The organism is Pseudomonas sp. BF-R-19, from assembly GCF_019956445.1.
Taxonomy (GTDB): Bacteria; Pseudomonadota; Gammaproteobacteria; order Pseudomonadales; family Pseudomonadaceae; genus Aquipseudomonas; species Aquipseudomonas fluorescens_BH.
On the sequence record NZ_JAHBDN010000011.1, the window covers coordinates 156,229 to 168,962 of the forward strand.

4 protein-coding genes are annotated in these 12,734 nt (G+C 57.8%); 1 reads left to right on the top strand and 3 read right to left on the bottom strand.

Features of this window, described 5'->3' with window-relative positions; all coding sequences use genetic code 11:
• The first annotated feature begins 123 nt into the window (after positions 1–123).
• Positions 124–3,033 (top strand): carboxypeptidase-like regulatory domain-containing protein, encoded by a 2,910-nt coding sequence (locus KGB28_RS01000; protein ID WP_223441276.1) that lies wholly within the window; start codon positions 124–126, stop codon positions 3,031–3,033.
• Between the two features lie 113 nt (positions 3,034–3,146).
• Here KGB28_RS01000 and KGB28_RS01005 read toward each other — a convergent pair whose 3' ends face one another.
• The 3 genes from KGB28_RS01005 to KGB28_RS01015 all read right to left on the bottom strand — a co-directional run.
• A complete protein-coding gene (locus KGB28_RS01005) occupies positions 3,147–5,336 on the bottom strand; it encodes an autotransporter outer membrane beta-barrel domain-containing protein (RefSeq protein WP_223441277.1) in 2,190 nt (729 codons plus the stop codon).
• A 290-nt stretch (positions 5,337–5,626) separates the two neighbouring features.
• Positions 5,627–7,606, bottom strand: a complete 1,980-nt coding sequence (locus KGB28_RS01010) for a hypothetical protein (protein ID WP_223441279.1) — start codon at positions 7,604–7,606, stop codon at positions 5,627–5,629.
• 272 nt (positions 7,607–7,878) lie between these two features.
• Positions 7,879–12,734: beta strand repeat-containing protein (locus tag KGB28_RS01015; RefSeq protein WP_223441292.1), on the bottom strand; the 4,856-nt coding region annotated here is incomplete at its 5' end.

Sequence of the window (12,734 nt, forward strand, 5' to 3'; positions counted from 1 at the left end):
ATGCAACTTCGACCATTGATCGGAAACCGACCTGCACCTGTTATTTATGACAGTAGGCAAGCTATCAGACCAGGTTTTAAATCACTCCGGCACCCTCACCTTTCAACGCCCGGAGTCATCATCATGACTGCTAAACCACCGAACACTTCAGCACTCACGCCAGACACACTGGGTGAAGAGACCGCGACAGTAACCTTCGATGAAATCCGAGACAGCAGCGGTACTCTCGTTAGCGAAAACAGCGTTACTTTTGACCCAATCCTGGAATTAAAGGGTACCGCCGGCGCTAATAGGGCGCTCAATATTCGCGATCGCTTTACCGTTATCAGCGATGTGACCACCGGTAGTTCAGGAAACTGGATCAAAAAACTCGACTTTCAACAGGGATTCAAGCGTTACAGCCTTAATGCTATGGAAAAAGAGATACCCTACGATTTCTCCACACAGTACATTTTCGTTCTGGCGACCGAGACGCCGATTATCGACACAGTCACTGGCAAGGATGGTCCGATCGAAAGTGGCGCGGCCTACGACGGCGACTCGCTGGAGTTCTCCGGCTACGCACCTCCCGATATGGAAGTTGAAGCACTCAACGGCGGCATACCCACGGGCAAGAAAGCCACTGTTGATAGTAACGGCCTGTTCAAACTCACCTTCGATGGACTCACCGCTGGCGCCTACAGCATCAAGATCAGGGCAACCAATGGCAAAGAGTCCGGCGTGTTCGACTTCCGCGTCGTATTGGATGTAAAACTGATTCTTTATGAGGTCTCCGATTCCCAGGGGGTGATCGCTGAAGGCGGCACCACCTACGACGACAAGGTTACGGTCCGCGGCTATGCCAGACCCGGCGAAGATGTGCAACTGCGCAATAACGACGCCCCTATCGACGGAGCAACGGCGACCGCCCAGGAGGACAACGGATTCTGGGAAATCGAACTTGAGGTGCCCCCCCGTTCGTACAGCCTTGACGCTCAGGCGCTTTATGACGAGGGCGAAATTTCCAAGCCGCCCTATGCCTTTATCGTGGCGGAGGATGTCAAGCTGAGCCTGGACGATGTCGCCGATTCAGCGGGGTTGATCCCTGAGGGCGGCAAGACCTACGAAAATAAGGTAACGGTCAGCGGCCATGCCAGGCCCGGCAGACGTGTGCAGTTGCGCAATCATGACGGGCACATCGCTGGAGCAGTCACAACTGCCCGGGAGGACGACGGATTCTGGGAAATCGAACTTGATGTGAGCCTCGGCTCGTACAGCCTTACCGTCGAGGCGCTTTATGGTGATGGCGACATTTCCACCCCGCCGCGCACCTTTACCGTGGAGTTGGGCGTCGAGCTGAGCCTGGATGATGTCGCCGACTCCAAGGGGTCGATCCCTGATGGCGGCACGACCTATGAGGATGAAGTGACGGTCAATGGATTCGCTCGCCCGGGTGAAGAAGTCCAGTTGCTCAATAACGGCAACCCTATCAACGGTGCTACCACCACTGCCGGGCTCGATGGGGCGTGGGAGATCGTTATCGATGTGATACCTGATTCCTACAGCCTTACCGCCCAGGCGCACGGCGAAGTGACCGACCCACCGCGCACCTTTACCGTGGCGGTGGACGTCGAGCTGAGCCTGGATGATGTCCTCGAGTCCGAAGACGGCCCTTCTGTCCCTGAAGACGGCACCACCGACAAGAACCAGTTGATCATCAAGGGGCATGCCAGGCCCGGTGAGAGCATTCAGCTGCTCAATGGCGGCGCCCCCATAAAAGATGCCGTCGCAACGGCCGATCCCGGCGATGGTGCCTGGAAAATCCTCCTCGATGTGACAGACGGTGCCTACAGCCTGGCCGCCGAGGCGAACTATGGCGACGGGGACATCACCGCCCCGCCCCGCACCTTTACCGTGGCATCCACCATCAAGCCGCACAATACCCGCGTGTACGATTCGGACGGCCCGATCGAGGACAACGGAAGTACCCCATACAACCATGTCATTGTCAGGGGTGATGCCAAGCCGTCAGCCGGGATCAAGCTGAAGATCAACGGTGTCACCGACCCGACGCCGGAACCGACCGACGATAAGGGCAAATGGGCCAGACTCGTTCGAAATCTGAAATACGAAACCCGTTATGAATTCATCGCGATGGCAGACTATGGTGCCAATGCCGAGTCTAATTCGTGGACGATTACTACCGGGAAACAGGACGTCAAACCGGACATCGAAAGCGTTAAGGATTCCAAGGGCACCCTTGTCCTGTCTGGCTCCACCACCAGAGATATTCATCTGACCGTCAGCGGCAAGGCCACACCAGGACAGAAGGTCCGGTTGCTTAAAGGTACTGAGTCGCAGGGAGAGCCTGAGGCCAATGGTGAGGGCACGTGGGTACAACCCATAACCGCTTTTACCGAGTTCGTCAGCCTTACCGCAATGGCCCTGTATGGGGCGGGCGAAACATCCTTCCCACCCTACACGTTTACCGTTACACCGTTCGGGGAGATAACGAACATCTTCGACTCCAAAAACACCCCCATTCTGGAAGGTGGATACACCACTGACACAAGCCTCACGTTTATCGGCAAGGCCAGTCCAAACCATACAGTTGAAGTCTGGAATGGCAATCAACAAATGCCTGGAACAACCGCCGATGAAAAAGGCGATTGGCGTCGCCAGTACGGATTATCCCTTGGACTTCATGGCATCACCATCAAGGTCAAGGATACCGAGTCCAGCCCGCCCCGCACGTTTTACGTGGTGGCGAACTCCGAGCTGAAAATTGATAGGGTCACAGACGACACTGGAAACCCCATTCCAGATAATGGAAGTGTGTCTGAGCGAAGGTTGATTTACTTCTACGGATCCGGCGCCTACCAGAACTCGGAACTCAAACTGTATGTTGATGACATCTTCGCAAGCAGAAGACTCGCTGACGAAATAGGAGAATACCGGATAGACATCGGTGAACTATCAAAGGGAGGCCACAGATTCCAGGTGAAAGGTGCGAATGAGCAGGTTTCGCAAACCTGGTACATTACAATTACTTAACAAGCAGTAAGTCAGGGTTGTTTACCTGTTCACCCGCAAGCTTTTCACACGTTGTACCTGACAATGAAAAAAACCGCTTAACGCGGTTTTTTTCATTCCTTTATACCTAGCCTTTAAAACCCGTAACTCACCCCCAGCGTCACCGACCATGGCTGCTCGTAATTTTCCCCCTTGCCGTAGTCGAGGTCCGTACTCACCCGTACATTGGATGCCAAGGCAACGGACACTCCGCCACCCACCTCAAAACCGCTGCCCGACAAATCGCTGTTGAGCTCGTTGCCGTTGACATGCACGTTGTCATTGTTGGCAAACTCATGAACCATTGCGACCCGCCCGTATGGCTGCACAACGGTGCCGCCAGCCATGTTGAAGTCACGACCGGCAGCGACACCCAGCTTGGCACGCAACGAACGCGTCCGGTCGCCGTCGGCGTCCATGCCATTGTCGAGGTCATAACTCGCGCCCTCGATGACCGAGGCCGACAATTGGGCGGATGGTTTGACCCGCCAATCATCCGCCAGCCGGATGTTGCGACCGACTTCCACCAGTGCGCTGACAGCCGAGTTGCTGTAATCGCCTTTGGCGCGGGTTCCGTCGCTCAAACGGACTTTTGAGTCGTTGCGGAAATGGTTGAACTTCAGCGCGCCATCGACGTAGTAGCCGTTGTCCGGATCCTGCCAGCCAACGTATGGACCGGCGTAGAAACTATCGACCGTTGCGCTGCTTCCGCCTTTGAGATCAATGTCCGACTGGCTGTAGCCGGCCAGCACCCCGATGCTCCAGGGGCCGTCACCCAGACGAGTATCGGCGCCCAGGGAAACGCCCTGTTGGCGCTGTTGATAGGCCACGCCCGCCCCTTCGGCGACGTTGTACTTGTTGCCGTAGGGACGTACCCAAACGCCATGCAATTTGCCATCCGATTGCAAGTCGCCCATGCGGTTTTCCAGTGATTTCAGCTCGCCATAGGAAATGGTCGACGCGGTGCGGAACAACGCCAACGCCGTCTGGGCACCGGGGCTGACCGTTTTCGTGGTGGGGTCGAGGAACCAGTCTGTACCGCCACTGCCATCGGTGGCGCTGGCCAGATCGTAGGACCAGGTGCCCAGATCTACCCGGCCGCCGTTCAGCGAAAACTGCGCATTGCCGCTGGCGGTACGCACCAGTGCCAGTTGTTGCGTGGCCACCGCATCCGTGCCCGAAGCCGCGACTTCCAGCCCGAATTGACCATTGGCTGCGCCGGTCACATTGAGAAAATCAGCGGTTCCGGTAGCAAAATCGCCCTTCATGGCAAACGTGCCACTGCCCTCAAGGGCTTCGATGTTCAGTTGACGGAATGCGCCCGCGGCATCACCGAAATCCACCCGGCCGCCATCCATGGTCAGGCTGCCGACTGTGTCATTACCGGTCATGGTCCAGTTCGACTGACTGAGCGTGACGCCAGTGACGTTATCCAGGCGACCGGTGAACTGCGAGCCGTTTTGCAGGGTGAGATTGGCGGTCGAGCCATTTTCGACCACTACGTCACCAGTCATCCGGCCTTGGTCAAACGTCAGGTTGGCGGTGCTGTTGTCGGTGACTTGCACGTTGCCTTGCAAGGCGCTGCCGGCCACTCTCATGGCTGCCGTCGATGCGCCCAGGACTTCCAGCAGATTGCCATTGCCGCCCGCCAACGTGGAACCGTTCAACACCTCGATCGTAGCGTTGACACCGTCGTCCACCTCAAGCGCCGGCCCGTTGCGGCCCACTACGCTGGAGCCGTCCAGCACCAACGATGCAGTGCCTACGGGTGGGTTCGTTTCAAATCGAACACCTGCAGCATCGCCACTGATACGAGTGTTGCCCGTTGCACGAGCGCTCCCCCCCGCGACGATCAGGCCAGAGCTGCCTGCGCCCGTTCCGGTAACTTCGGAGTTGATCAGCTCAAGGGTACCGAAACCTGTCACCGCGGCGCCGGCGGTGGCACCACTGAAAACGCTGTTGGCCGCTGTCACCGTCGAGCCTGACGTTCCTCCGGCGGTGCGATTGACCAGCAACGCGATGGTGTCGCTGGTGACCTTCGCCCGATCAATGGTCGCTCGACTGGTGTTGATGGTTATACCCGCCTGGCCCGGATTAGCGGTGACGGTCGCGCCACTGATGTTCAGGGTAGAACCGGTCTGGACATAGATACTTCGGGTGGTCGCCTCGGTCATGTTCAGCGTGCTGTTGTTTTTCACCGCATAGCTGTCAGGTGCAGCAGCCGAATCGATATCCAGGGTGGATCCGTTGTCGACGAGCACGGCAGCGAACGCTGACGAGCTCATCAAAAAAAACGCCGGCACTAATGCCAGCATTCCGTTGGAACCTGAAATAAAAGGTGGGCGTAACGTTACGTTGTCAGTTGTCATGTTCATGTCCTGTTGATCAATCCGTCCTCACCGAACAAAACCGACTGGAGGACTATGAAGGGGCCGCAAGATAGCGTCACTTCCTACAAAAAAATGTAGGATTAATCTCCAATCGCACTTAAAAAACCTCCTCCTCTAAACCTATTTTCAACACAGCGAAAAACGTAAAAAAACAAAAGGCGCCTAAGCGCCTCTTGTTTTTTCGATCATGGAATAGCGCAGAAATCACCACCCGGACGTTCCATGCCCACCCGGAACGAGCGAGGGCCGGACGGTGTGATGTAATCATTCTGTTTGGCAGTGCAACTGACTTCACACCAACCGTTCTTGATTTTTTCGAAGACGTGATAAGTGAAAAACACACTGAAACCTGCCGAGGCCTCGGCCGCGTTTGGAGTTTTTTCCACGGAGTCCGCAGCCTCAGGTATCACCAGCCCCGGCGCATTGCCACTTCCATCGTTGGTGTTTTCGTAACCCTGGACATGAAAGGTAATTTTTGTATCTGCCAGCTCTGCTTTTGCCGGGAACTTGACTTCAACGGCCATCGTGCCCAAATCTGCATTGTGCTTCAAAGATCCGCAATACAACTCCGGACCATCGCCAGCATCGCCAGTAATGGCAAAATCAGGCTGCGGCATAGGAATCGCATCAACATAAACTTCGACATATTGCGTATTCGACCGCGCCACCGTGGCATTTTGATCATGACTGACAATGTACTCGACACGTGTTTGCTTATTGTTTCCGTTGCCCGCTATATAAGCGCCGGGGATTCTAAATTGCAGTACTGTAGCGTCGGTTTCGCTGCCGTCCAGCTTGACAATGCCACCATCGACTTCATCTACTGCTACTCCGTGATAAATAAGCTGTATGACGTCGTTTTCCTTGTGTCCTTTATAAATATTGACGAAAGCGATCGCGCCCAAATTCGCGTCTTGTTTGATCAGGTAATTGGGTCTTCCCGGGCTCACACCCTGAACCGTTATCAGCGGCAGTTTTGGATCAGGCGAGCCAGGTAAACCGGGGTTATCCGGATCGGGTTGTTCTCCCGGCTTTCTCAGGTCGATTTTCAGTTTCCGGCTGTGAGGCGTTTCGGGATAAAGTTTATTGCCGCGCCTGACTTGCCATTCAAAATCAACATCCTTTGGGCCATCGTTATTATTGTAAAGATAGCGGTAAGTAAATGTATGGGAGAACGGAACAGCATCAACATCAGGTTCCAATGCTGGCGTTTGCTGATCAACGGCCAACCGCCACTTATCATTAGCCTTGAAATTCGCATAGTCGAGTATGGCGCTCACAGGCCCGCGTGCATCTTCGAATAAAATGATGTTGTCATCATCATGCAGCGGAACTGTCGCCACTTCTCCAGCCGGTGCAGGGAAAAGTGACACATCAACTTTCAGTTTCGGTGAAGCAAGGCTTTTGTTTCCCTTGCGATCGGTCACGTAAACAAATAACTCGATTTCCCCTTCATCAATCCCGATCAAGGACTTGGTCAGTTTTTGCGTGCTCAATGGATCCGAAAGGTCCATCCGCTCAATGCGCTCGATGAGCGTTGCCTGATCGTCCGGTTTCCCGACTTCCTTGACCATGAATTCAACGATGTCGCCGATTTTTGCAACCGGGTAAGTCGGCAGATAACCCACCAGCACATGGTCGACAGCTTCCTCGACAAAGTACTCGGCAGTAATGCCCTCGGTTTTGATCCTGGGGGGAACAATGGTTTCGGTGACAGGTGTAGGGGCTTGGGTATCTACCCGGATGATGAGCGGCAACGAATCGTCTTCGTTCAGTCGATATTTAATACGATATTGCACACTGTGCTCACCCTCGGTGGCAGTAAGGCCTGCCGGCACCGTCAGTGTTTGCTCGAACCACGCGTCCGATAACGGCGTCGTTCCGTTCAGCACGTTCCCAACCAGAATGTCATTGAACAGTGCTTGTACGGTGATGGATGAGCCGTCCGGATAGTTTGATGCTGGAAACCGTGAGAGCTTCAACTTCATCTCAAGACCTTGATCCCTGGAGTGAAGTTGATTACCCAGGTCATCGGTCGTTGCCGGTAGCAACGCGATCGTTTCCAGTGAGGGTGGATTCAAATCCTCCAGAGGAGCGCTACGCGGTTTTTTCCTGTAACTGAGCAGTCTTTTCTCTTTGGTGGACAGTTTTTCTAGGACGGTCATTTCAAAGCTCCTTTCAGTATCGGGCATTTAGCCCACGTAGCGACTCAACGCCCAATCCAGAATGATCGGCGCCTGTTCGAAGTGCAGCGCAGAGGAAATTGAAAACTCGATTTGCCTAATCGTTGGCTCGATTAAAAGGCAGTTACAGAAGACTGGCTACTGTCAGAAATTACAGGTTTTGCTACCACTGGTCGGAGATTCACCATTGTCTCGGGCAACAAAAAACCCGCCACTCCTTCACAGGGATGGCGGGTTCTTTGTGGGTTTTCAGGTCACACGGTATCCACCTTCAAGGAATGATCGTTGAGCATGCCGTTGATGATGGTCGCCGTGTCATGCCCGCCCGCAATCACCCCACCCGCTCCCGGCGTTACACCGTAATGACTGGCGAGGTTGACGCCGGCCAGGTCGATGGTCTGGTTCGGCGAGGCGCCGGCCATGGCGCTGACATCGATGCTGGTCACCGTCGACGGCCCACTGCCGGTGACGGTGAAGTGCAGGTAGTCATCCAGTGAAGCCGTGGTGCCGCTCTCCCCTTGCAGCAGTTGCGACAGGTCGAGCTTGTCGGTGCCGGGCGTGAAGTCGGTGATCACGTCATGGCCACTGTTGCCCTTGAGCCACTGGAAGGTATCGGCCCCCGTTCCGCCGGTCAGGGTGTTGTTGCCCAGGCCGCCGATCAGCCAGTCATCGCCGCCCCCGCCGTTGAGGATGTCGTTGCCCAGGCCGCCGTTGATCACGTTGCTGTTGTTGTCACCGGACAAGGTGTCGTTGAAGTTCGAGCCGGTTAGGTTTTCGATACCGGTCAGGGTGTCCGAGCCCGCGCTCAGGGTGTTTTGCCCACCGAGCAGACTGAGGTCGACCGTCACTCCGGCGCTGGCGTGGGCGTAACTGGCCGTGTCGATGCCCGTGCCGCCATCGAGGATGTCATTGCCCGGCCCGCTGAAGAGCAGATCATTGCCGGCGCCGCCGTGCAGCTCGTTGTTGCCGGAGCCGGCAGTGAGCACATCGTTGCCGTCGCCGGCATTGATGATGTTGTTGCCCGTGCCCGCCACCAGTACGTCATCCCCGCTGGTGCCGGTAAGGGTGTGGCCGTCCTGATAACTGATGGTCAGGTTGGCCGAGTCGCTGCCGCCATGGTTATCGTTGGCGGTGTAGGTGCCGTGGTAATCCGTGGTGACGTCGTGTGCCCCGGCGTAATTCACGGTCATGGTCAGCTGATAGTCTTCCGCCGCATTCGAATTGCCGCTACCGGGGTTGGTGATGTTGGTCAGGTGGATCTGGTAGGTGCCATCCGCGCTGGCGGTGATGGTGCCGCCATCGGCGATGCTGACGAACGCCCCACCGTTGAGTGAATACTCCATCGTGACGTGCCCGGCATCCAGGTTGTGATCGAGGTTGAGCGTCTCACCTTGTTTCAGCTTGACCGTGATGAGGTCTTCATTGTTGCCATTGGAGTTGTTCGCTGAACCGAGATAGCCACTGACCACCAGCAGCGCCGTCATGGTTGCCGTGTTGGCCGCAAAGGCATTGCGCACGTCGGCCAGACTCTGGTTGGCAGGGTTGTTGTTGGTGCCGGTGAAGCTGATCGCGCCGGTGCCGGTGAAGTCCGCGCCCTTGGCTATCCAGCCGGTGTTGAACGAGGTCGGTGTCGCCGAGAGTTGATCGCCGTTAGGGTCGGTGTCGTTGGCCAACAACAGTTCGCCCGGTACCACGACAGTGCCCGAGAGCACGTTGGTGATGACGTTATCATCGGCGGCCACTGGCGGTGCGTTCGGTATGACTTTGACCGTCAGGGTGGCGCTGGCCAGGTCGCCGTCGTTGTCGCTGGCGGTGAAGCCGATGGTTTCGGTGATCAATACCGATGTGGTTTTCTGCGAAATGTAGGCGTATTCACCGGTGTCGAGATTGATCTGCAAGGTACCGCTGTTGTTGGTGGCAATGTTCAACGTGTTGTCCACGGTGTTGAACGTGCCGTGGTTAAGCCCACCGCTGAAGCTCAGCGAGCCCTGATTGCTGTTGCCGCTCGGATCGTAGGTGTACGTGGTGCCGTCCACCGTGATGGTCTTGATGAAGCCGCCATCGGCGCCGAATGTGCCGCCCTCGCCCAGCAGCGAACCGGTTACCGGTGCGCCGATCACCGTGCCGGACAGCACCGAGTTGAGCTGGTTGAGGTCGGTCACCACCACCGCATTGGTGTCGGTGTGGCTGCTGCCGTCATAGGCCAGTGGATTGAGGTTGGCGTTGCTCACGCCACTGCCCAGGCCGATCGCGTAGTTCTTGATGTTGTTGGCATCGAGGAAGGCTTTCAGCGCGGTCTCGTCGGCGGTGCCGATTTCCTGGCCGGTGGTGGGCTTGCCGTCGGAGAAGAAGTAGCCGACATTTTGCGCACCGGTCAGTTTGCCCGAGGTGTTGAACGCGGTCTGCATGGTCACCACGCCCGCGTCGTAGTTGGTGCCGCCGTTCGCGATGAGGCCGGCCAGTAGTGTCTTGGCGGTCGCGACATCGACCCACACCGAGGTCATGTCGGTGGCGCTGCTGCTGAAGGTGACGAGCTGCACTTTCACATCGCCCAGGTCGTCATATTTATCCAGCAAGGCACTGATGGCTTGCTTGGCCAGATCCAGCCGCGACAGACCCGACACGCCGGAAGGGTCGTCCATGCTGCCGGAGACGTCGAGCACGATCAGCAGGTTGGAATCGATCTCCACCGCCGCCACCGAGCGATCCGTTGCCACCGCCTTGGGCACGTCATCGACAATGCTGACCACGATGGTGCTGGTACTGCTGTTGCCCAGCGCATCGGTGGCTTTGTAGGTGAAGCTTTCACTCAGGCTGTTCGGCCCGTCGTTGGCATTCGGCGAGGTTTTCGGCGCTGAGGTCAGGGTGTAGGTGTAGCTGCCGTCGGGGTTGAGCAGGATCTGCCCGTAGGTGCCGGTGGCGCTGCCGACCAGGGTGTAGGTGAGCGCGCCGCTGCCACCCGAGACCGAACCGACCAGGGTCCCGGACGCCGTTTCGCCAGTGTTGCCCGGGTCGCTGCCGGTGACCGTAGCGGCGGCCAGGTCCTGCCCGTCCTTGCTCAGGTCGAGGGCTTTTTCGTAGACCGTCACGTCGCTATCGGGGTTGGCCTTGATGATGCTGTTGGCGACGTCGATGGTGATGGTGGTGGTGCTTTCATCGCCATCGGAATCACGCACGGTATAGGTGAACGTATCGGTGGCCCCCGCATCGCCGAGCGAATTCTGGTTGCTGTGATACACCGCGTTGCCGTTGGCATCGAGGGTCAGGTAGCCATAGGTGCCGTTGATCGGGTTGCCCAACCCGCCGATGGCCGACGTCGAGGTATTGCTGCCGGCGCGTACGCCGACCACCGTCGCCGGACCATCGGCGCCGCTGATGTCGTTGCCCAGCACACTGATGTTGACGGTGCCGCCCTCCACTACCGACGACGAGTCAGGTTTGGCGCTCGGCAGGTCATCGACGATGTTGACGTTGATCTGCCCGGTCTCGCTGTCGCCGTCCGTATCGGTGGCCACGACGTTGAGGTTCTCGATGAGGTTGTTGGCGCCGTTGGCCGTTGTGTGGGCTTCGTTATCGTTCAGGGTGTAGCTGTAGCTCACGACACCGGTCGCCGAGCTGAACCCGGTGATGGTCAGGGTGCTGCCCAGTGGCGTGACGGCGGTTTGCGGGAAGCCGGCGACCACGCCACCGCTGACGACCGTGATGCCGCCCACGGTCAGGGTCTGCAGGCCGTCGAGGGCGGTCACGGTGAACGTCCCGGTCCGGGTCAGGGCCGACGTGTCGGGGCTGGTGCCGTCGCTGAGATTTTTCTCGTAGACCTTCAGCTCACCGCCATACACGTCGAGGCCGTTGAGGGTCACCGTATCGTTGTTGTTGTAGACGTTCAGCACCAGATTGGCGGTGCTGCTGTCGCCGTCCGAGTCGGTGATGGTGTAGGTGAAGGTTTCGCTGCCGTCGCCACCGCCGTGCAGGGCTTTGAAGTCGGCATCGCTGGGGTTCAGCGTGTAGGTGTAGGTGCCGTTGGCATTGAGCACCAGGGTGCCGTAAGTCCCGGTGAAAGTGCCGGGGGTGATCGGCCCGGCGCTTTCCCCGACCGTTACCCGATCCGCGCCTTGCACGTCATTGCTCAGCACGTTGCCGCTCAACGTCAGCTGGGTTTCCGAGGCCGTTGAAGCATTGCTGTCGTACACGCCTTTTGGCAGGTCGTCGACGATGTTGACGTCGAGTGAACCGGTCGCGGTGGTGCCGTTGTCATCGACCACGGTCACGGCGAACTGCTCAGGCAGGGTGTTGGTGCCGTTGGCCGTTGGGTGGGCTTCGTTATCGTTCAGGGTGTAGCTGTAGCTCACGACACCGGTCGCCGCGTTGAACCCGGTAATGGTCAGCGTGCTGCCCAACGGCGTGGTGATCGATTGCGGGAATCCGGCGGCCACGCCACCGGTGACCACGGCGATGCCGCCGACGGCCAGGGTCGTGACACCGTCGAGGGCGGTGACGGTAAAGGTGCCGTTCCGGGTCAGCTCCGTGGAGTCCGGTGCGCTGCCGTCGCTGAGGTTTTTCTCGTAGACCTTCAGCTCACCGCCATACACGTCGAGGCCGTTGAGGGTCACCGGATTGTCGTTGTTGTAGACGTTGAGCACCAGGTTGGCGGTGCTGCTGTCGCCGTCCGAATCGGTGATGGTGTAGGTGAAGGTTTCGCTGCCGTCGCCACCGCCGTGCAGGGCTTTGAAGTCGGCATCGTTGGGGTTCAGGGTGTAGGTGTAAGTGCCGTTGGCGTTCAGCACCAGGGTGCCGTAAGTCCCGGTGAAAGTGCCGGGGGTGATCGGTCCGGCGCTTTCCCCGACCGTTACCCGATCCGCGCCTTGCACGTCGTTGCTCAGCACGTTGCCGCTCAACGTCAGCTGGGTTTCCGAAGCGGTATTGGCGTTGCTGTCGTCCACGCCATTGGGCAGGTCGTCGACGATGTTGACGTCCAGCGAACCAGTCGCGGTGGTGCCGTTGTCATCGACCACGGTCACGGCGAACTGCTCAGGCAGGGTGTTGGTGCCGTTGGCCGTTGGGTGGGCTTCGTTATCGTTCAGGGTGTAGCTGTAGCTCACGACACCGGTCG